The organism is Sporosarcina sp. NCCP-2222 (genome assembly GCF_023168145.1).
Classification (GTDB): Bacteria; Bacillota; Bacilli; order Bacillales_A; family Planococcaceae; genus Sporosarcina.
This window is the reverse complement of record NZ_BQYK01000002.1, coordinates 45,158-65,406: the sequence shown is the minus strand read 5'-3', so window position 1 is coordinate 65,406 and position 20,249 is coordinate 45,158. Positions and strand designations below refer to the sequence as shown.

The window sequence follows — 20,249 nt, the reverse complement described above, 5'->3', positions numbered from 1 at the left end:
GCCAGCCATTATTCACGCTAAATGGTTGAACAAGTGTAACTAAGCCGAAAGGAGTGGTCCAAGTCAGCCATTCCTGACCTGAGGTGCGCAGCAGAAAAGTAATAAGCATGAATGTGAATGAAAGACCTATCGCACTTCTGGAGCTTTCTAGAAGTTGTGAACAAACAGCGGCAACCCCTCCGAAAAATAGACCGCTTGCGCCAAGTACAGCCCCGTACCATAATGATCCTGCCAAATTCATATCCTCAATGCCAAGTCCAAACAGTCCAAATCCAATAAGTACGGCAAGCAACATATTCAGTGGCAGAAGGACAAACAATGCAGCAACTAATTGTGATTTGCGTGAAATAGGTAAAGAACTCAGCAATTCAGTTCGGCCGTCTTCCTCCTCCGCTCTCGTGTGCTTTACGATCAACAGGAAATTCATAATGGCAACCGCGACACTTGTTAATAAGAGCATTTGATGGGAAACCATGGCGCCGATTGTATAGTTCTCAAGATGCCCAGGACCTACCATTGCTGTCATTGCTGGATTGCGCATCGTTTCGGCCATTACATCGCGAGCTTGCTGAGTGGGGTACAATTCGCTAAATGAGAGAGGTACGATCAACGTCATACAGCTGATGCCGAGTAACCAGATTGTAATGTACAACCAAGATTTACGAAGGATGAATCGGAACAAGTGGATGCTTCCCGCAAAGTTGGTTTCCATTATTGACCCCTGCCTTTTAACGAATCATCCTGCTGTTCGTAATGTCTCATGAACAAATCTTCAAGCGTGGGGGGCGCACTCTCTAACTTAAGAATTCCATAGTCGCTCAGCTGACGCATGATCGTCTCCAATTCATCCGAGTCAGCTTGAAAAATCCAACCATTTTCCGTCTGTTTCGCATCATGCACGCCTTTCCATATCATAAGTGAGTCGGCGGTTTCTCTTGTCTCGACAACTAAACGCGTCCTGGTTAAATGACGGAGCTGACTAAGAGTACCGCATTCGATCAATCTTCCATTCCTAATGATGCCGACTCGGTCACACAATCTTTCCACTTCGGATAAAATATGGCTTGATAAAAGAACGCTTTTTCCTTCAGACTTCACTTCTTCAACGCAATCTTGAAATACCTGCTCCATCAGTGGATCAAGACCAGAAGTAGGTTCATCCAACAAGAATAAATCTGCTTCCGAAGAAAAGGCGGCTACTAGCGCGACTTTTTGACGATTTCCTTTGGAATAGGTGCGGCATTTTTTGGTCGGATCTAGTTGAAATAGTGCTAATAGCTCATCGCGTCGGTTTTTATTCAAAGTGCCATGTAAATTGGCGAGCAGATCAATTACTTCTCCGCCCGTCAAGTGTGGCCATAAATTAACATCTCCTGGGACATATGCGATTCGACGGTGAATCTCTACTGCATCTTTCCAAACGTCTTTTCCGAAAATGGATGCTTCTCCAGAAGTCGGCCGCAGCATGCCTAAGAGCAGTCGGATCGTTGTTGACTTCCCAGCCCCATTTGGACCGATAAATCCGAATACTTCTCCCGACTTTACAGTGAGATTCAATCCATCGAGGGCATGGTATTTTCCAAACTTCTTTGTCAGCTCTTTAATATCAATGGCATTCATTCAATTTCCCCCTTATTTATAAAAAGCCGTCTTTAAAGCTTGCATATAATCGGAAAATTCCTTCCAGTAAGGATCAAAATCCTCTTGGTCTAATTTCTTGCCTTTCAAGATTCCGATCATTTCCTGTTGATAACCGTCGATGGACCATTGGATCAGTTTAAGAGCTTGTTCTGTTGGAATATCATAACGGAATAATGACGTGTCAATCCCGTTATATAACTGAGTAAATCCATTTTTTTGCATGTCCTGTAACTTTCTCATTTCAAGTTCAGTTAATCTTTCGGGTTCATTCACATAGACCATTGCTATGAAATTGAAAAGTTCGGGGTGTGCACGGTATATTTTCAATTTTAGCTCGGTGGCCAGTTTCATTCTTTCTATGAAATCCGGTTCATCCAATTGCAATTGCACTACGTAGTGCTCGTTAATAAATTGAATTGCATGATTGATGAGGTAGTGAAACAGATCTTCTTTGGAATTAAAATAGTGAAACAACATGCCTTTCCCAATTCCAGCATGCTTTACAATTCGATTGGTGGATGCCTGTTCATAGCTGTGATTTGCAAATTCTTGAAGAGCGGCATTTAACACTCTGTATCTTTTTTTATTGTCAATTGTTTCAAAAACAGTCATGTGAATCCTCCTTCGACCAGAGTGGTCGATTAAAGTGTAACAGTGATAGACCAGATTGGTCAATTCTATTCTATTTTTTAGTGTGTTATTACCATTTCAGGTTCTTGTAATTGCAATGTACTAACTTTTTAAAAGAATAGTTGAAATCAAATCAAATGCATGGTAGATTGAAGCGGGACAAAAAGAAGCGCGTTGAATATTCGGATTATTTCGTATCGTATAATAGAAAAACGTGCAACTATGGGGGAGGACATCATGAAAAGAGTTTTAAAAATGGGAAGCGCTTTCATCGGAATTATTGTTGGTGCAGGCTTCGCTTCCGGTCAAGAAATATTGCAATACTTTACTAGTTTCGGTTTCATGGGTATTGTTGCCGCTGTTTTATCGACTGCTCTGTTCGCTTATTTAGGAATGGTATTGACTCGGCTTGGAAGCCGGATGCAGACGGAATCGTATAAGGATGTTATCTATAAAATCAGCGGTAGATATATTGGAATCATTGTGGATTATGTTATTATTTTCACGTTGTTTGGCGTGGGGGCTGTCATGCTGGCAGGAGCAGGTTCAAACTTGAATCAGCAATTTGGCTTGCCGGTTTACGTGGGCAGTCTGTTGATGGTTGTGCTGGTGTTCCTGACAATTTTGTTGAATGTGGACAAGGTAGTTGCTGTCATCGGAAGTATAACGCCATTTCTTATTATTGCAGTCATTATTGTGTCTGTTTATGCGCTTGCGACAATGGATACAACTTTTGCTGTATTGAATCCAATTGCCACCGCTGTTCCAACGACATTGCCGAATTGGTTCATTTCTGCAATTAACTATGTGTCCTTTAATATCGCAGTCGGTGCCTCGATGTCCATTGTTATGGGAAGTGCCGAGAAGGACGAGAAGGTTGCGGCCTGGGGTGGTTTTGTAGGGGGCTTGGGGCTGGGAGCGCTCATTCTCTTAAGCCACTTGGCTATTTTTGCAAAAGTGGAAACCGTTGCGGATGCAGACCTCCCGATGCTCGTCATTATTAATGAAATCTCTCCGGTATTCGGTATTTTTATGGCGTTCGTTTTGTACGGCATGATCTTCAATACGGCTGTCAGTATGTTTTATGCTTTTGGCGCACGCTTTGTAAAAATCGGTACGCCCAACTTTAAATGGTTTATTTTAATCACGTTAGTGATCGGATTCGTCCTAAGTTTTGTTGGATTCAAAAATCTGGTTGCTCACTTCTACAACTTTATCGGCTATGTTGGCCTCTTCCTCGTAGCTGCACTCATCTTCGCTTCCTTCCGCTTACCGGAAAAAGTGAGACGATAAAAAATCCGCACCTCCCATAATAATAGGGAGGGTGCGGTTTTTCTTTATGGTTTGACCAACTCGAGTTCTTCAGCAGGCCCGAAGAATTCAAAATGGATTTTATCCTGTGAAATGCCGAGGTCGTACAGATTGGAGACGACTGCTTGCATGAATGGCGTTGGTCCACATACATATACGTCGCTTCCGTCAATCACATGCTTTTTCAAGAAGTCTTTTGTAATAAATCCATCGCCTTCTTCGGAATAAAGCACTTCATATGCCGAATTTGGCAATTCGCTGTTCATCTTACGTAATACTTCATCAAACGCCTGATGCTTGCGGGTCCGTGCGGAGTGCAAGAAGGCCACTTGGCGTTCTGGTGTATTTTTGGCGATATAATCGTACATCGCCATCATCGGTGTGAGGCCGACTCCGCCGCTGATCAATGTAACCGGGCTGCTGCTGTCCGTATCGAGATGGAAGTCACCTGCAGGCGCACTCACTTCGATTTTGTCGCCTACGTTCATTTCTTTATGGAGATACACAGACACTTTACCACCAGGTGCGTTTTCATCCTCCCGTTTTATGGAGAGGCGAAAGCGTTCGCCATCAGGAGCCTGCGACAAGCTGTATTGGCGGTTTAAAATATGCTCTTCGCCCGGTATGCGGAAACGGATCGTAATATATTGGCCAGGTTTGTAGTCAGGCAAATTTTTGCCATCTGCCGGTTTTAAATAAAACGAAGTGATTACATCGCTCTCTTTCACTTTCTCATCGATAATAAATTCCTTGAATGTTCTCCAGCCGCCATTTGCTTGTTCAGCTGCATCATACATCTGCTGTTCCACGCCAATGAACGCATCTGCGATCACGCCATAGGCTTCTCCCCATGCTTCCAGGATTTCTGGTGTCGCTGCATCTCCAAGCACTTCTTTAATAGCGCCTAGTAAATGCTGGCCGACAATCGGGTATTGCTCTGGTTGAATGCCGAGTGAGCGGTGTTTATGCCCAATTTGCACGACGGCAGGCACGATCGCTTCCAAGTTGTCTATATATTTAGCGGCAGCAAGGACAGTGTTGGCAAGCGCTGTCTGTTGGCGTCCTTTCGATTGATTGGCATGATTGAAAATATCAAGAAGCTCAGGATGAGCTGCGAACATGTTTTTATAAAAAGTTGTCGTAATTGTTTTACCGTGTTGTTCAAGTACCGGAACGGTGGATTTAACGATCTCAATAGTTTTTTGCGAAAGCATGTGGAGCACTACCTTTCTTGTTTTTGATAATTTCACTATAAACCTGAATAAGTTTTAAAGCTATATTAAAAATACATGTTTAAACTAGCTGTACGATTTTGTACACATTTCTTTCACGGAAATGCCACAGTCGCTATAATAGTGTGAGAAAGAGCGGTGAGATTATGCGTTTAACGATGTATACAGATTTTTCATTGCGTGTTCTCATCTTTTTAGGGGCAAAAGATGAGGGCGAGTTATCGACGATCCAAGAGATATCCGATAGCTTTCAAATATCAAAGAACCATTTAACGAAGGTCGTCCATGAACTTGGGAAGATGGGTTTGATTGAAACTATTCGCGGCAGAGGAGGCGGCATCCGGCTAAAAGTTGATCCGAAGGACATTAATATCGGTCACCTTGTCCGCAAGACGGAAGATGATTTTTATTTGGTCGAATGCTTTAATTCCGAGGCGAAACTGTGTGCATTGGCACCGGCATGCCGGTTAAAGGGTGTTTTGCAAGAAGCCCTTCTGGCTTACTTCGCCGTGTTAGATCGGTATACGATTGCGGATTTTGTCGTGAATCGTGATGAAATAGCCGCAATTTTGTTCGGTCGGCCTTTATGATAAACTAGAAACTGAAAAGATAATTGCAGGAGGGACAGGCATGGGTAAAGTACTAGTATTCGGGCATAAAAATCCTGATACAGATTCCATTACAGCAGCAATCAGCTATGCATATTTGAAACAACAACTTGGAATGGACGCGGAAGCAGTGCGTCTTGGTTCCATTTCTGGAGAAACGGCGTATGCGCTTGCGCAATTCGGATTTGAAGCGCCACGTTTAATTGAAAAGGCAAAACCGGAAGCATCACAGGTCATTCTTGTGGACCATAATGAGAAGCAGCAGAGTGTTGATGATTTAGATGAGGTTCAAGTGATTGAAGTTATCGATCACCACCGGATTGCCAACTTCCAAACGAGTGATCCGCTTTACTATCGCGCAGAGCCGGTAGGTTGCACAGCGACAATTTTGAATAAGTTGTACAAAGAGCATGGCGTTGAGATTCCAAAGAATATCGCTGGTCTTATGCTGTCGGCGATCATTTCCGATTCTCTGCTATTTAAATCTCCTACATTTACAGCTGAGGATCAAGCAGCGGCAGATGAGCTTGCTGCCATTGCAGAAGTCGATGCTGCGGTGTATGGCCTTGAAATGCTGAAAGCGGGAGCTGACTTGAGCGGGAAATCGCTTGAGGAGCTTATCACACTGGATGCGAAAGAATTTACGATGGGTGATAAGAAAGTGGAAATTGCCCAAGTGAATGCGGTGGATGTGTCGGATGTACTGAGCCGCCAGGAAGAGTTAGAAGTATTATTGAACAGCATTATCGAGGAGAAGGGATTAGACCTGTTCTTCTTCGTTGTAACGGATATTCTCAATAACGATTCCGTGGTATTGGCATTAGGAACGGCTGCTGAGCGTGCGAGCGCGGCATTCCAAGTAAGGTTGGACAATAATTGTGCGACGCTGAAAGGTGTCGTTTCTAGGAAAAAACAAATCGTACCAATTCTAACTGAAGCGTTGAAATAAAAAAGGAAGAGTGGCCATGACTTAGGCTGCTCTTCCTTTTTGTCTATCATGATTCCAATAAGTAACGCAAATACCGTTCTGGCTCATTGAGGAAGTTCTTTGTCAGGCTGACGTGCTCCATGTCCTCGTATCGAACAGACTGCAGCTGTCCATCCTTCACCTCGTAAAGATCCGCTCCGGGATAAGCCATCAATATGGGGGAGTGGGTTGAAATGAGAAAAGTGGCTCCGTCCCCTACAAAGTCATGAATCAAAGCGAGCAATGACAATTGGCGTTGGGGAGACAGAGGTGCTTCCGGCTCGTCTAATATATAGAAGCCCCCGGGACGGAAGCGAGCTTGAAACAGCTGGAGGAAACTCTCGCCGTGTGACAGTTTGTCCAGTCCGTCTCCATACAGCATATGTAAGTCGTGATACGTCCTGGCGTAAGGAAGCACTTCTAAGCTGAATGGATCCCGCGCACGGATTTCTTCGACCTTTTCCTTCGCCTCCTCTTTGATGAGCGCCAAGTTGCGCGTGTATGTTACATAATCAGCGGCCCGGAAGAAAAAGCCGTTTCTCGTTTTTACAGACCATGTCAATTTCAGTTCATCCGCAAGCGCAAAGGCGGGTGAAAAACGCTGCTCCCGTTCCATCGGTTCACCGCTGATCAGAATACATTCGGCCGCTGCGGCAACGCCTTCCAACAATGTCGTCTTTCCACAGCCGTTATCACCTGCGATGATAGTCACCGGGCTTTCAATGGATAGGGAATTAAAGTTACGGACAATGTCTGTGTTGAATGGATACTCGCTGTTCGGAAAAGATCTGCGACGCCTGATTTCTCGTAAAGACAAAAGAACACCCCTTTTCGCTTTAATTATAGCGCAAAGGAGTGTGCAAATTCATTGATTTCTGAAGTGTTAATCCAAGTCGAGCGGCTTCGTCGCCGGACCCTCCAGCACAGAGCCGTCTTTTCGGAAACGAGAACCGTGACACGGGCAATCCCACGTTTCATCGGCTTCATTCCAACGGGTACGGCATCCCATATGCGTGCAAATCGGAGAATTCGTCCGGGTGATATGCCCGCCAGTGAATTCCTTTATGACAAGTCCGGTATTTCGCAGGGCCTGCACGAGGAATGATCCGAATTCCGTTCGGTTAGGAGCATAGAGGGCAGACGCTTTGTTTTTCCTTCCAACAATATGATCGGCAACAATCCGTGCGGAGACCATTGAGTTGGACATGCCCCATTTCCGAAAGCCGGTGTTTAAATAGACATAAGGCATGCTCGAATCAATCGGGCCCGCATAGGGCACTAAATCCGGGGTGGACGGATCTTGGGCAGACCAGGCATTCGTCAAGCTCTCCAGATGGAACGTATTTCGCAATTCGGAGGACAGAATATTGTAATGCACTTGGGTGTCCTTCTCCATGCCCGCTTGATGTCCCTGGCCAGCCAGCATGAAATAAGTCTTTCCATCGATGGCAGCCGTGCGGACCGACCGTTTCGGATTGTCGACGGAAATATACTGGCCTTTCAGCGGCATATCAGCTTGGCCTGCGACGATATAGGATCGGTCGACAACGAGCTTCAATACTTGTAGTCCCCGGATCGCTTCAATTGGATAATGCGTGCACAGTACGAGCTCATTAAACTCGATATGATGGCCGGATTGTGTGAAAAGAAGCCTCTTCTTCAAATCCATCTCTCTAATATCCGAGTGTTCAAAAATCCGCGCCCCGGCTTTGACGGCTAGTTTAGCAAGATGTTGGCCGAAGCGGACAGGGTGCAGCTGTCCTTGCCCTTTAATTGTTAATGTAGCTTCTGTTTTAAGCGGCAATTCAGAGTTCCAGCCAAGTTCGCCTGGAATGCCGATGTCCTCGTAAGCTTTCAGCTCGTCTTGAAGCTGTTCGGTTCCGAGCTTCGTCTGAGAAAACAAAACAGCGTCAGAAGTACGATATTCATCGCCTTCTGAAATGGACTGGCCAAACCGCACCGCTTCCTCATTCACTTCATAATAAATTCTTGCATTGTCCCGGCCGAATTGTTTAATGAGACTGGCATAGACGAGATCATGCTGGACCGTTAATTTACCGGTCGAATTGCCCGTTGCACCTTCCAAAATCATCTCTTTTTCGACTAGAATTACGTCCTTTCCCTCTTTCGCGAGGAAATACGCAGTTGCGATCCCGCTTAACCCGCCTCCTATAATGCAGACGTCACAGGACAAATCGTCTGTGACGGCGGGATAGGGGTCCCGGGGATAGGCTGTATCCAGCCATAATGAATCGATCATTGTCAACCCTCCATCTGATACTCTAATTGAATAGACTAGGCATATACATTGTTACCAGATTCGATTGATTCTAAAATTAACTTATAAGAATACGTCTCTGTGAGCGTGATCAGCGTTCTATGAAAGAAACGAAGTCGGTTTCACAGAGGCACATTAGAAGAAAGGTGTTGCGAATATGAAAATTGAAATATGGTCTGATTATGTATGCCCTTTTTGCTATATCGGAAAACGGCGTCTGGAGGAAGCTCTCCAGTCAACCCAGCTGGCAGGGCAAGCAGAAGTCCAGTTTAAAGCGTTCCAACTTGATCCTAATACACCCGAGGATTCCGATCAATCCATGGTGGCAGGCCTTGCAAAGAAATACGGAGTCAGCCTGCAAGAGGCCGAACGGATGGTAGAGAATGTTGCGGAGCAGGCGAAAACAGTCGGGCTTCATTATTCGAAAGAGATGAAGGTATCCAATACGTTTAATGCACATCAGCTTGCGAAGCTTGCTGAACAAGAAGGGAAGGCCGCTGTAGTGACAGAAGGTCTCATGAAGGCTCACTTTATTGATGCGGAAGCGATCGGGAAGAAAGAAGTACTGATCCGCATTGCAGAGGAAGCCGGTATTGCTGGCAGCCGTGCTGAGCAAGCAATGGAGACGAATGAATTTGCAGAGGATGTCAGACGCGATATTGCAGAAGCGGGCCAACTTGGCGTCCAGGGGGTACCGTTCTTTGTCATTAATCGAAAATATGCGATATCTGGAGCCCAGCCTGCTGCAGTTTTTGAAGAGGCATTGCGTAAAGTCGCACAGGAAGAAGGCGTGCAGCCGTCATTCCAAGTGCTGGGCGATGAAGAGGAAGGGGTTTGCAAGGACGACAGCTGCTCCATCTGATGAAGGCGGCAGATCTCTTTTCTAGCAAAGAGATGGCAGTAAGGAACTATGCAGTAGTGGTTACGTGCTCTTCCGGGCAGGTTGGAGTGACTAATCTGCGTCAAAACATGTTGATATCAAGATAGTTGGAAGGAATAATTCCTTGTCAAAAATGTTGATAGCACGCATACTTATATGTTGGAAGGGTTTTATCATCAGAACGAAACGAGTTCAGCATGGAAGACCTGAAGCGAAGATATAAGATTGAAGTTGACCAGGATGGTACGCTCACCTAACTTGGAAAGGATTGTGGGAAGATGGCAAAACATCAATGGTTTGATGAGCTGAAAAAGGAAATAACGCAAGGGGTCGTCCTGATGGATGAACCGTTAAGCAAATATACAAAGACAAAACTTGGTGGCGCAGCAGATCTGCTCGTCATTCCTGAAACAATTGAAGAAATGGAATACACTGTTACCTATGCGGACCGTAATAACGTACCGATTTTGCTGTTGGGAAATGGGTCGAATATGGTCGTTCGTGATGGAGGGGTACGGGGAATCGTCCTGCATATGGCTAAGTTGAATGCCATACGGATCGCAGGGACGTCAGTGCATGCAGAAGCAGGAGCGCACATTATCGATGTATCAAAGAAAGCGGCAGAAGCAGCATTGACCGGCCTTGAATTCGCATGCGGCATTCCGGGATCTGTCGGCGGTGCCATGGCGATGAATGCCGGCGCCTATGGCGGAGAGATCAAAGATATAATCGTTCAAGCAACGGTCATGGATCAAACAGGCAAGATCTTTGTTCTGTCAAAAGAGGAATTGGATCTCGGGTATCGACACAGTATCATTACAGATAAAGGCTACTATGTCCTTTCTGCGGATTTTGAACTGGCGTCGGGCGACAAGGAAGCGATCGATGCTAAAGTAGCTGATTTGACGTATCAGCGGGAATCCAAGCAGCCGCTCGAATACCCGTCTGCAGGCAGTGTCTTCAAACGGCCTCCGGGTTATTTTGCCGGTAAGCTGATTCAGGACAGCGGTTTGCAGGGAAAAGGGTTCGGCGGTGCAGAAGTATCAACGAAGCACGCAGGCTTTATTGTCAATAAAGACAATGCAACGGCAACGGACTACATCAAGACGATTGAAATGGTCAAAAGGGAAGTAAAGGACCGTTTTGATGTGGAGTTGGAGATGGAAGTGAAAATTGTAGGAGAAGAATGAGTGAACATGATAAATGGCGGATGACCCTGGAGAGGCCGTCCGCCATTTCATGCGTTTGCATCTATAATTGAATTTTGCAGCTGATCAACGACGGATCAGTCACGATATCGTCTACGATAGGGACTTGACACATTTTATTGTTATGCATGAATTTAAAGATCCCGTTGTTGAAGTCGGTGCCGATCTCTTTGAAGAAGATTCCCTCGAATCTCGCATCCTTTGAGAGGGTGAACATAATCCGGTAACCTGTACCGTCTTCTACAAGATATGCGCGGACGCCTTTTTCAAACATCCCTTCGCTTTCATCTTTAATGTAGCGTGCAACGGAAACGACATGGAAATCAACGAACGTAATTTCTCGCAAAAGCACATTCATGAAAGAGCCTTTTGTGATCTCTTCCCATCTGCTTTGGGCGGTTTGCCCAATGATGATTTGCGTAATGTTGTGCTGGTGTGCGATTTCTTTAATCACTTTGGCAGTAGGACGTCTCTCATTATCACAGATGAAAAAGTCCTCCACTTCTAATTCCTCGGCAAGTTGTCGCCATCTATCGATGTATTGTGATTTCTCAGCATCGAAATCATCGAGCGGGAGTGGATCGACAGTTAGAATATATAAGGGACAGTCCATGATGCTTGCCATCTTATGTCCACGCCGGATGAGACGTTCACCATTCGGACCGTAGTAGACACATACGAGAATGCTCTCGTCCATACGGCCTTTTACTTTGCCCATGAAAGTTTTCACCTCTTGATCATGTTTTTCAAAACGTATAGTACTACATGAAAACCAAACCATTATAGCTGATACGCCATACTTACACAAGGTGAAACCTGATAGGTCGCTTTTTATGCACTCAATTTGCGAGTCATGTATAATTTACCTAGTACCCGTTTGGTTTCCTCTTCTAAATGTTGCCTTTGGCTACCTATTATCCTTGTAGCGGTGGGAAGAGTCAAGTGGACTCTCCATTTTCATACAAGTGATCTTGAATCTTTTCCCCTCGAGCCATTTCAAACGCTGAATATCGGGAAAATGTCCTTTTGCCGAATGGATGGATTGCGTGCAATCCAACAATGGTAAAATCACGTTCTGCCACCTATAGTCTGACCAAAATGTGTATTGGAGGTCTCTCTATTTTGATTGTCTTATTAGCAATTTTCTTTCCCTTCTTTATGGCTTTCTTTGTGCCGTTTCTCTATAAACGGATACACAGCAAGCATATTGGCTGGTTTGTATTACTCGTCCCCATTCTATTATTTATCCTATTAGCCAGTTTTGTGCCTTCGGTAGCCGGTGGCGCCCATTATACATATACGGTTCAATGGATTGATTCGGCTGGAATCAACTTCACGACGAACCTGGATGGACTCAGCATGATTTTTGGCCTGCTCATTACGGGGGTCGGAAGTCTGGTTATCCTTTACTCCATATATTATTTATCCGAACGGGAAGCACTCGGGCGTTTTTATGTGTATTTGCTCATGTTCATGGGAGCGATGCTCGGTGTGGTGTTCTCTGATAATGTCATGGTCCTCTATGTTTTTTGGGAACTGACCAGTATTTCATCCTTTTTATTGATCGCCTTCTGGTACCATCGAAAACAGTCGAGGTATGGAGCAAAAAAATCAATGCTCATTACCGTGTCGGGCGGGGTTGCGATGCTGGCAGGCTTCCTCATGCTGCATACGCTGACCGGAACGTTCAGTCTGCGTGAAATAGTGGACGAAGTCGGAAATCTGGATAAGACAGATCCGTTATTTTACATGGCAATGATCTTAATCCTCTTGGGAGCTTTTACGAAATCCGCGCAGTTTCCGTTCCATATCTGGCTGCCGGATGCAATGGAAGCACCTACCCCCGTCAGCGCTTATTTGCACTCGGCGACGATGGTCAAAGCAGGGATTTACCTCGTAGCACGCTTTACCCCGATATTCGGCGGTGAGACCGTATGGTTTTACTCGGTCACGTGCGTTGGAATATTCACTCTGTTTTGGGGTTCGTTTAATGCTGTCCGTCAAACGGACTTAAAAGCGCTGCTCGCCTATTCGACAATCAGTCAATTAGGTCTCATCATGAGTTTGCTTGGGATTGGATCCATGGCCGTCTCAGACAGTAATGAATCAAATGTGTTAATATTCACAGCTGCTACGTTTGCGGGGCTGTTTCATCTCATCAACCACTCCACGTTCAAAGGAGCACTGTTCATGGTCGTTGGTATAGTCGACCATGAATTAGGAACAAGGGATATCCGTCGTTTGGGCGGTTTGATGTCATTCATGCCGTTGACATTTACTGTCGCTTTGATCGGCAGCTTTTCTATGGCTGGTCTGCCGCCGTTTAACGGTTTTCTGAGCAAGGAGATGTTTTTTGAAGCGGTTGTGCAGTTGAGTCGGTTGGATTTAGTCTCGAATGGAGCTCTTCGCATTCTCATTCCTGTCGTTGCCTGGGTTGCGAGCGTGTTTACGTTTATCTATTCCATGATTATTGTATTCAAGACGTTTCTTGGCATGCCGCAATCTGAACGCGTTGATAAAGAAGCGCATGAACCTCCGATCGGCATGCTAGTTGCACCATTTGTCCTGTCATTTCTAGTCATCGGGATCTTCATCTTCCCGAATGGGATCGGTCGCTATCTGCTGACGCCTGCCATGACGGCAGTGTTTCCGATGCATCGGGACTTGAAAGGGCTCGTTCCGCATATTTCCGCGTGGCATGGGGTGAATCCCCAATTGCTTATGACAGTAGGTGTCATTGTGGCAGGAAGCTTGCTGTATATTTCATTAAAAAAATGGAAAAAAGTCTATGCGTTAGGACCGCTTCGCTGGAACTTGGATTCAATCTACAATTTTGTATTGACGAAAACCGAGAGTGGTTCCAATATGCTCACAGGTCGTTATATGACAGGATATCTTCGGGATTATTTTGTTTACATTTTTTCGTTTTTCATTGCGGTAGCAGTCGGTGGGTTGTTTTGGATTGGAAACCTTGAGATTGACTTGTCCAAAGACGCGGCTGTGACAGTGAACGAATATATTATTATTGCGGTTATGATGCTTGCAGGTCTGTCGATTTTGGTGGCGAAATCCCGGAAAACAGCGATTTTGCTAAATGGTGTGCTTGGGTATTCCATCGCAATCCTATTTGTTGTGCTTCGTGCGCCTGATTTGGCGCTGACCCAGATTGTCGTGGAAACGGTGACGACTGTGCTATTTCTATTATGTTTTTATTTCTTGCCGGAATGGAAACGGGAGGATACAAAGAGATCGACGAAGCTGGTCAATGGCTTCATTGCAGTTGCGGTCGGTTCGATTGTGACAATCCTGGCGCTGATGGTACAAGGGAATAAACTCTTTACGTCCATCTCCTTCTATTTTGAAGATGCGTACCGTTTGGCAGGCGGCAAAAATATAGTGAATACCATATTAGGAGACTTCCGTGCTTTTGATACGATGCTGGAAGTGGTCGTTCTCTTCATTGCAGGGATTGGTGTCTTCTCTTTAATCAAACTGAAAGCGAAGAAAGGGGAGAAGGATATTGGAAATCAATGATGTCATTTTAAAGACCGTCACTAAGATTATTGTGTTCATCATTTTGACATTCGGCATTGAGTTGTTCCTGTCAGGCCATCACGAGCCGGGAGGCGGTTTCATCGGTGGGCTTGTCCTTTCTTCCGCTTTTGTGTTGCTGTATTTGGTGCACGATATCGAGACGGTGCATAATGGAATACCGTTTGATTTTAAAAAGATCGCGGCATTCGGCGTGTTTTTGGCAGTAGGTTCTGGTATTTTGTCTGTCTTGTTCGGCACGAAATTCCTTGGACAAGGTTCGCGCGTATTTGATTTGCCGATTTTCGGGGAAACGGAAATTTCCTCTGTCATCGTATTTGAAGCAGGTGTGGCTTTGACGGTTGTCGGCGTGGTGGTCACGATCATATTAAGTATTAGTGAGGATGTGTAACGATGGAAACGTTAATTACATTACTCGTCGGGGTGCTTGTGACGATCGCAGTTTACTTATTGCTTTCTAAAAATATGATCCGGGTCATTTTGGGAACGGCCATTCTATCCCATGCGATCCACCTGCTGATTTTAACGATGGGCGGCTTGAAAAAAGGCGGCGTTCCATTAATCCAGGGAGAATCGGGCAGCTATACGGATGCATTGCCGCAGGCGCTCATCTTGACTGCGATTGTTATCAGCTTTGCGGTTACCGCATTTTTGCTTGTCTTGGCGTATCGTACGTACAAGGAAACGGGCTCGGATAATCTCGATGCATTGAGAGGGGTTAATGATGAATAATTTTCTTGTCATGCCAATGGTCGCCCCATTAGTTACAGGAATTATCCTGATTTTCCTGCGGTCAAACGTTTTGTTGCAACGAATTCTCGCAATGATCTCTATTGTGTTGACTGCAGGTGCTGGTGTTTACATACTGAATCGCATTCAGCTGGATGGCATTTTGCGTCTGGACTTCGGCGGGTGGATGCCTCCATATGGCATTTTGTTTGTGGCGGATTCCTTTGCTACGCTGCTTGTGCTGACGTCAACCGTCGTAACAGGCATCGTGCTTCTCTATTCCTTTGCTTCCACTGCCCGGGCTGAAGAGAAAATGTTCTATTATCCATTCATCTTCTTTCTTCTGGCAGGCGTGAATGGTTCCTTTTTAACCGGCGACATATTTAACTTGTTCGTCTGTTTTGAAGTGATGCTGTTGTCCTCCTATGCCCTTATCACCTTAGGCGGACGGAAGGTACAATTGGTGGAATCCATTAAATACATATCGATTAATGTGCTGTCCTCCTGGTTCTTCTTGCTTGCTATCGCGTATTTATACGGAACCGTCGGAACATTGAATATGGCACATCTATCGGTTCGGGTGGCGGAAGTCGGGCAGGGGCCTTTACTGACCGTCATCAGTTTAATCTTCTTGATTGTTTTTAGTTTAAAAGCCGGGCTTCTGCTGTACTTCTGGCTGCCCGGCTCGTACAGTGCGCCTCCGACAGCAGTGGCGGCGCTCTTCGGTGCATTGCTCACGAAAGTCGGCATCTATGCGATGTTCCGTGTTTTCACCCTGATTTTCTATCATGAGCCGGGGGTGACCCATACGCTGATTGCCATCATGGCCATTCTTACGATGGTTGGAGGGAGCATTGGAGCGCTCGCCTTTCAAGATATCCGGCAAATTGTTTCATATAACGTCATCATTTCCGTCGGGTTCATTCTCATCGGATTGGTCGTATCGACGGATTCAGCATTTCAAGGTGCGGTCTATTATTTAATTCACGACATGATCAGCAAAGCGCTCTTATTCCTGTTAGCCGGTACAATGATTTACTTGACCGGGAAGTCGAAAATCGCAGAGATGAGTGGGTTGATACGGAATTATCCGCTGATTGGCTGGCTGTTTTTCATTACCATGCTGGCAATCGCCGGAATTCCGCCGCTTAGCGGATTCATCGGGAAGGTGTTAATTGGCCAGGGGGCGATTGAGGCGAAGGCATATGTACTGCTCGGCGTCGGCTTCATCTCCAGCATTTTTGTCCTATATTCACTGCTGCGAATCTTCCTGAATTCCTTCTGGGGCGAAACAATCATCAGTGAAGATGAGGAGCGGCCTTTAAAAAGAGGAATGGCGATACCGGTTCTGCTGCTCGGTATTTTGACCGTGGTACTCGGTTTTGGACCAGAACTGCTTGCGCCTTATGTGAGTGACGCCGCAAATACATTGGCGAATCCAGACGTCTATATCGAGGCTGTGATGAATGGGAAGGACTGATGTGAAGATGGCGATTGATCCGAAGAGAGGTGAACGGCTATGCCCGCCCAGCTGCTATTAAATTTATTCATTGCATTTTTGTGGATGACGTTAATGGATGAAGATGAATTGAATTTCACAACCTTTTTAACAGGCTTCATTGTCGGAATCGGCATCATCTTTTTCATGCACCGTTTTTTCGGCACTCAATTTTACTTAAGGCGGTTATACGCTTCGATTAAATTGTTATTCCTGTTCATTTGGGAGTTGACCCAGTCTAGTGCAATCGTGCTCAAGCAGATACTGAGCCCCCGTTTAAACATCAAACCCGGCATCTTTAAATACGAAACAGAGTTGAAGAGCGACGTGGAAGTGACGATGCTCTCCATGCTGCTGACACTGACACCGGGTTCGGTCGTGATGGAAGTGACACCGGAAGGAAATGTCTTATACATTCATGCGATGGATGTGGAGCAATCAAGGGAAGCGCTGCTGAAACAACTGCGAAATTTTGAAAAAGCCATCAAGGAGGTGACCCGCTGATGATCAAACTCATGCTTGCCGTATCAATAATATTGTTTGCCATCACCATTGGTATCGCCGTCGTTCGGATCATCCTCGGTCCCTCCATGCCCGACCGCGTTATTGCGCTCGATGTCATCGGCGTGAACCTGATCGCGACCATAGCTGTATTTTCAGTCATCATGAAAACAAAAGCGTTTCTGGAAGTCATCTTAATATTAGGGATCCTCTCCTTTATTGGCACGATCGCCTTTTCCAGATCGCTGGAGAGGAGGGTTATCATTGAGCATCGAAAAGATCGGTGAATACGCAGGCGCCATCCTCATCCTGACAGGCGGCATCGCCAGCGTCATCAGCGTATTTGGCCTCATCCGCCTGCCCGATGTATATACCAGATCCCACGCCGCCACGAAAAGTTCCACACTGGCTGTTTTATTAACCTTATCCGGAGCGTTTCTTTACTTCCTATCGACCGAGTACTTCATCAGCGTCCGTCTGCTGCTCGGCATCATATTCGTCTTCCTCACCGCCCCGGTAGCGGGCCATCTCATCATTCGAGCTGCCTACCGTTCCAACGTAAAGCTGGCGGACATCTCAACAGAAGACGAGCTATACGATGTGCTGCATAAAAAAGAAAGCGAAAAGGAGACACCGTGACGCGTGTCTCCTTTTTTGTGTGGTGTGAGTGTTTGGCTGCTTGGAAGTGGCGACAGGTCGTATCAGGCGAAACTTTTTAGAGGGGGCAACCGCTCGTATCTTTCTGTCTACCTCTCGTATATCAGAACGAACCACTCGTATAATCCCGCAACCGCTCGTATCTCACTTTGAACCGCTCATATAATCCCGTAACCTCTCGTATCTCACAGCGAACCGCCCGTATATGCGTCCGAACCGCTCGTATAAGCAGGCGACTTCCCGAATCTTGAAGCGACCTCTTGTAAACAGCGAAAGTCCTTTAGCAAGTGGCAAACCGCTCGTATATTCGTGTCTACCGCTCGTATATGCGCCCGAACCGCTCGTATAATCAGGCGACCTCCCGAATGTTAAAGCAACCTCTCGTTATGCCCCTCGAATCAAAGCCCAATTCCTTGATACTCGTTCATTCCATCAGGAAACGACCACTTCTCTATTGTCCCTCGCTCGCAAAAGGCCATCGCTCTACAACCCTTCCGCGGCGTCCAGTTGTGTCCTCGGCATGCATTAAGGACTGGTAGACGGCTTCTTCAGTCGAGTCGATTACCGCTTCAAACAGGGTATTCATGATTGCATGGTCGTCCCGCAGAAAGGCGATCGGCTGGTCTGTCATGGAGCTGCTTGTGTGCGGAACCGGATTTGCGTTGGAAAAGGCGATGATGATGTCGCCGCTGCCGTTATGGATGTTGGTGCCGGTGCGGCCCAGTCCGATGGCGGCTCGTTTGGCAAACCGTTTCAGTTGTCTTTCGTTTACCGGTGCGTCTGTTGCTACGACGATGATGACCGAGCCGTCGGGTCTGGCGGCCGGTTCATCCAATGTTGGCCTCTGTTCCTGAGTACTCATGCCGTTCCGGACGAGCCATTCATTGATTCTGCATTCTTCCGGTTTTCCAAAGTTCGTCAAGGTCAGCACGCCGACGGTAAAGTTTTTGTCTTCCGCGGGAACGATGCGAGAAGAGGAGCCGATGCCGCCTTTCGCACCGTAGCAGATCATACCTTTTCCTGCCCCGACAGCTCCTTGGGAGACGGGGCCGTCTGCTGCCGATTTGATTGCTTCTATTGCATGAGTTGGCTGGACGGCCAGCAGCCTGATTGAGTTCAAGTAACTATCATTGCATTCTCCTACGACGACATTCAAGGTGCTGGCCGTGTCGCCGAGTGCGGGATTTTCATCGAGCATATGCCGAAGCGTCCCTTCGAGAACGGCGGCCACGCTGAACGTATTTGTCAGCATGATCGGCGATTCCATGAGGCCGAGTTCGTCCACTTGGACTAGACCCGCCGTTTTCCCAAAACCGTTCAGGACGAAGCTGGCGGCCCGCACTTTCTGTTCGAATAAATTTTCGCCGTGTGGCAAAAGGGCAGTGACCCCTGTACACAAGCAATTTTCTCCCCGCTGTTCTTCCACCGTGACATGTCCCACTTTGACGCCTGGTACGTCTGTAATTGCATTCCACTTTCCGCGCTCCATTCAATCACCTGCATTCGTAAATTTAGTCTCTTCATACAATTCTACGTGAGAATAAAATTCCCTTCTGCAGAATAATCAAATGATTGTTTGATTGTCCTTGCTTTTCCAGTGAAAGAAGCATACACTACATACAAACAATCATTTGAATGAGGTGGGCGAAATGGTAAACCGAGATACTTGTGATGTAACAGTCATCCATGAGGAAATCGTCGAAGAAGTAAGGGGAACGCTTCCCGAAGTTGGAGGGATAGTGCAAATATTTAAAGCGCTGGCAGATGAAACCCGTCTTAAAATTGCCTATTCTTTAACTTTGAAAGAGGAGCTATGTGTTTGTGATGTGGCGGCCATCATAGGTTCCTCCAATGCGACAGCCTCTCATCATTTACGATATTTACGGGAAAATGGACTGGCTAAATCGGAAAAGAAAGGGAAGATGGTTTACTATTCACTTGCCGACCATCACGTTCATGATTTATTGAGCATTTCACATGACCATGCAGCGGAAGGTGATGACCATGACCACAATGGATAAAAAAGAATTCCGTCTCGAGAACTTGAGCTGTGCCAATTGTGCAATGAAGTTCGAGAACAATATAAAAAAGCTTCCCTCTGTTTCTGAAGCACAGGTGAATTTCGGTGCATCGAAATTATCGGTTATCGGGGATGCTACAATGGAAGATTTGGAAGCGGCCGGTGCATTTGATGGAATTAAAGTTGTTCCGCTGACGCAACGGAAAGTGGAGAAGAAAGTGCCTTTTTTCAAACGGAAGGAGAATATCGTTACTGCCTTGTCACTCGTATTCCTGATAGCGGGCCTGTTGGTTTCTCATTTCAGTAACGCGGCAATGGCCGGAGTGGTTTTGTATGGCATCTCGATTCTTGTTGGCGGGGTAGGCATCTTTAAAACAGGTTTCATGAATTTAATTCGTCTTGAATTCGATATGAAGACGCTCATGACCATAGCCATCATTGGTGCAGCCATTATTGGTGAATGGCAAGAAGCGGCAGTCGTCGTTTTCCTATTCGCGGTGAGCGAGGCATTGGAAGCATATTCGATGAATAAAGCGA

21 protein-coding genes and 1 pseudogene are annotated in these 20,249 nt (G+C 46.2%); 14 read left to right on the top strand and 8 right to left on the bottom strand.

What is annotated here, in order from left to right:
* The 3 genes from NCCP2222_RS04175 to NCCP2222_RS04165 all read right to left on the bottom strand — a co-directional run.
* The coding region (locus NCCP2222_RS04175) for an ABC-2 transporter permease (protein WP_248509905.1) at positions 1 to 712 on the bottom strand (712 nt) is incomplete at its 3' end.
* Positions 712 to 1,620: an ABC transporter ATP-binding protein gene (locus tag NCCP2222_RS04170; protein ID WP_248509903.1), complete on the bottom strand. Its 909-nt coding sequence runs from the start codon at positions 1,618 to 1,620 to the stop codon at positions 712 to 714. The genes NCCP2222_RS04175 and NCCP2222_RS04170, both read right to left, overlap by 1 nt.
* A 12-nt stretch (positions 1,621 to 1,632) precedes the next feature.
* Complete coding sequence (locus tag NCCP2222_RS04165; protein ID WP_248509901.1) at positions 1,633 to 2,253, bottom strand: TetR/AcrR family transcriptional regulator; 621 nt, start codon at positions 2,251 to 2,253, stop codon at positions 1,633 to 1,635.
* A 255-nt stretch (positions 2,254 to 2,508) separates the two neighbouring features.
* Here NCCP2222_RS04165 and NCCP2222_RS04160 point away from each other — a divergent pair, with 255 nt between their 5' ends.
* Positions 2,509 to 3,564 carry a YkvI family membrane protein gene (locus tag NCCP2222_RS04160; protein WP_248509900.1) on the top strand — a complete coding sequence of 352 codons (1,056 nt, stop codon included), beginning with the start codon at positions 2,509 to 2,511 and terminating at the stop codon, positions 3,562 to 3,564.
* Between the two features lie 44 nt (positions 3,565 to 3,608).
* Here the strand turns inward: NCCP2222_RS04160 and hmpA are convergent, their stop codons facing one another.
* Complete coding sequence (gene hmpA, locus NCCP2222_RS04155) at positions 3,609 to 4,796, bottom strand: NO-inducible flavohemoprotein (protein WP_248509899.1); 1,188 nt, start codon at positions 4,794 to 4,796, stop codon at positions 3,609 to 3,611.
* Between the two features lie 164 nt (positions 4,797 to 4,960).
* On the opposite strand from hmpA, the gene NCCP2222_RS04150 reads away from it, so the two are divergent.
* The gene (locus NCCP2222_RS04150) at positions 4,961 to 5,404 is read left to right on the top strand and encodes an RrF2 family transcriptional regulator (RefSeq protein WP_248509898.1); all 444 of its coding nucleotides are present in this window, start codon (positions 4,961 to 4,963) and stop codon (positions 5,402 to 5,404) included.
* 40 nt (positions 5,405 to 5,444) lie between these two features.
* Complete coding sequence (locus tag NCCP2222_RS04145; RefSeq protein WP_248509896.1) at positions 5,445 to 6,371, top strand: manganese-dependent inorganic pyrophosphatase; 927 nt, start codon at positions 5,445 to 5,447, stop codon at positions 6,369 to 6,371.
* A 46-nt stretch (positions 6,372 to 6,417) separates the two neighbouring features.
* On the opposite strand, the gene NCCP2222_RS04140 is transcribed toward NCCP2222_RS04145, so the two are convergent.
* Together NCCP2222_RS04140 and NCCP2222_RS04135 are read right to left on the bottom strand one after the other, a co-directional pair.
* A complete protein-coding gene (locus NCCP2222_RS04140) occupies positions 6,418 to 7,206 on the bottom strand; it encodes an AAA family ATPase (protein WP_248509895.1) in 789 nt (262 codons plus the stop codon).
* Between the two features lie 66 nt (positions 7,207 to 7,272).
* Positions 7,273 to 8,649 (bottom strand): FAD-dependent oxidoreductase, encoded by a 1,377-nt coding sequence (locus NCCP2222_RS04135; RefSeq protein WP_248509893.1) that lies wholly within the window; start codon positions 8,647 to 8,649, stop codon positions 7,273 to 7,275.
* A 175-nt stretch (positions 8,650 to 8,824) separates the two neighbouring features.
* On the opposite strand from NCCP2222_RS04135, the gene NCCP2222_RS04130 reads away from it, so the two are divergent.
* Both NCCP2222_RS04130 and murB read left to right on the top strand, forming a co-directional pair.
* Positions 8,825 to 9,529, top strand: a complete 705-nt coding sequence (locus NCCP2222_RS04130) for a DsbA family oxidoreductase (RefSeq protein WP_248509892.1) — start codon at positions 8,825 to 8,827, stop codon at positions 9,527 to 9,529.
* Positions 9,530 to 9,825: 296 nt separating this feature from the next.
* Entirely contained in the window at positions 9,826 to 10,737 is a 912-nt protein-coding gene (murB, locus tag NCCP2222_RS04125) for a UDP-N-acetylmuramate dehydrogenase (protein ID WP_248509891.1), read from the top strand.
* A gap of 61 nt (positions 10,738 to 10,798) precedes the next feature.
* Here murB and NCCP2222_RS04120 read toward each other — a convergent pair whose 3' ends face one another.
* The gene (locus NCCP2222_RS04120) at positions 10,799 to 11,473 is read right to left on the bottom strand and encodes an adenine nucleotide alpha hydrolase family protein (protein ID WP_248509888.1); all 675 of its coding nucleotides are present in this window, start codon (positions 11,471 to 11,473) and stop codon (positions 10,799 to 10,801) included.
* A gap of 401 nt (positions 11,474 to 11,874) precedes the next feature.
* Here NCCP2222_RS04120 and NCCP2222_RS04115 point away from each other — a divergent pair, with 401 nt between their 5' ends.
* Genes NCCP2222_RS04115 through NCCP2222_RS04085 form a run of 7 tightly spaced genes read left to right on the top strand, consistent with a single transcriptional unit; the run spans position 11,875 to position 17,674 of the window.
* A complete protein-coding gene (locus tag NCCP2222_RS04115; protein ID WP_248510825.1) occupies positions 11,875 to 14,289 on the top strand; it encodes a Na+/H+ antiporter subunit A in 2,415 nt (804 codons plus the stop codon).
* Positions 14,276 to 14,698 (top strand): Na(+)/H(+) antiporter subunit B, encoded by a 423-nt coding sequence (locus tag NCCP2222_RS04110; protein WP_248509886.1) that lies wholly within the window; start codon positions 14,276 to 14,278, stop codon positions 14,696 to 14,698. The genes NCCP2222_RS04115 and NCCP2222_RS04110 overlap by 14 nt, the downstream gene beginning before the upstream one ends.
* A 2-nt stretch (positions 14,699 to 14,700) precedes the next feature.
* Entirely contained in the window at positions 14,701 to 15,039 is a 339-nt protein-coding gene (locus NCCP2222_RS04105) for a Na(+)/H(+) antiporter subunit C (protein WP_248509885.1), read from the top strand.
* Positions 15,032 to 16,516, top strand: coding sequence for a Na+/H+ antiporter subunit D (locus tag NCCP2222_RS04100; RefSeq protein ID WP_248509884.1), 1,485 nt, complete (start codon positions 15,032 to 15,034; stop codon positions 16,514 to 16,516). The genes NCCP2222_RS04105 and NCCP2222_RS04100 overlap by 8 nt, the downstream gene beginning before the upstream one ends.
* 39 nt (positions 16,517 to 16,555) lie before the next feature.
* Complete coding sequence (locus NCCP2222_RS04095; protein ID WP_248509883.1) at positions 16,556 to 17,038, top strand: Na+/H+ antiporter subunit E; 483 nt, start codon at positions 16,556 to 16,558, stop codon at positions 17,036 to 17,038.
* Positions 17,038 to 17,322, top strand: coding sequence for a Na(+)/H(+) antiporter subunit F1 (locus NCCP2222_RS04090; protein WP_248509882.1), 285 nt, complete (start codon positions 17,038 to 17,040; stop codon positions 17,320 to 17,322). The genes NCCP2222_RS04095 and NCCP2222_RS04090 overlap by 1 nt, the downstream gene beginning before the upstream one ends.
* Positions 17,300 to 17,674: a Na+/H+ antiporter subunit G gene (locus NCCP2222_RS04085; protein ID WP_248509881.1), complete on the top strand. Its 375-nt coding sequence runs from the start codon at positions 17,300 to 17,302 to the stop codon at positions 17,672 to 17,674. Before NCCP2222_RS04090 ends, NCCP2222_RS04085 begins: the two co-directional genes overlap by 23 nt.
* Before the next feature lie 469 nt (positions 17,675 to 18,143).
* On the opposite strand, the gene NCCP2222_RS04080 is transcribed toward NCCP2222_RS04085, so the two are convergent.
* A complete protein-coding gene (locus NCCP2222_RS04080) occupies positions 18,144 to 19,181 on the bottom strand; it encodes a DmpA family aminopeptidase (protein WP_248509880.1) in 1,038 nt (345 codons plus the stop codon).
* Between the two features lie 160 nt (positions 19,182 to 19,341).
* Between NCCP2222_RS04080 and NCCP2222_RS04075 the strand changes: the two genes are divergently transcribed.
* Together NCCP2222_RS04075 and NCCP2222_RS04070 are read left to right on the top strand one after the other, a co-directional pair.
* Positions 19,342 to 19,713 carry an ArsR/SmtB family transcription factor gene (locus tag NCCP2222_RS04075; protein ID WP_248509879.1) on the top strand — a complete coding sequence of 124 codons (372 nt, stop codon included), beginning with the start codon at positions 19,342 to 19,344 and terminating at the stop codon, positions 19,711 to 19,713.
* Positions 19,691 to 20,249 (top strand): annotated as a pseudogene (locus NCCP2222_RS04070) (cation transporter); the annotation flags it as partial. The gene NCCP2222_RS04075 and the pseudogene NCCP2222_RS04070, both read left to right, overlap by 23 nt.